The organism is Bacillus sp. LR--39 (assembly GCF_053613335.1).
Genome location: NZ_JBSIOT010001327.1, coordinates 1 through 572, shown reverse-complemented (window position 1 = coordinate 572; position 572 = coordinate 1). Strand labels below are relative to the sequence as shown.

At 49.5% G+C, this 572-nt stretch carries 1 protein-coding gene; it reads left to right on the top strand.

Annotated elements, in window-relative coordinates:
- Positions 1-500, top strand: a 500-nt coding sequence (locus ACWHAR_RS30280) for a PTS transporter subunit EIIC (RefSeq protein WP_452088832.1), incomplete at its 5' end; no start/stop codon positions are given.
- Positions 501-572 lie beyond the last annotated feature (72 nt).

Below are 572 nucleotides of genomic sequence, written 5' to 3'. Positions count from 1 at the left end.
ACATATTTACGACGCAGTTTTTTGAGATTTGGATCAACATCGGCGGCAGCGGCGCTACTTTGGCTTTGGTCATTACGATGTTTCTTAGGACGCGAAGCAAGCAAATGAAACAGCTCGGCAGACTCGCCATCGGCCCCGCTGTTTTTAACATCAACGAACCGATTATCTTCGGCATGCCGATCGTCATGAACCCGATGCTGCTGATCCCGTTCATCGTGTCGCCGCTGCTGATGATAACGGCAACCTATATTGGAATGAGCACAGGTCTTGTTGCAAAGCCGGCTGGGATTGCCGTGCCGTGGACGATGCCGCCCGGCTTTTCCGGATATTTGGCAACAGGAGGGAAAATTTCCGGAGCGGTCATGCAGCTGATCAATCTGTTGATCTCGTTTGTCGTATACTATCCGTTCTTTAGAATGTGGGATAAACAAAAGCTGAAAGAAGAGAGCGAACTGGAGACCGGAACGGCTGCAAGCGATGGTCAACAGGTCAGTGTATAGAAAAGGGGTGCCAAAATGTCCGAGGAATTGGAACAAACGATATTTCAAATTATCCTTCACGGAGGAAACGGC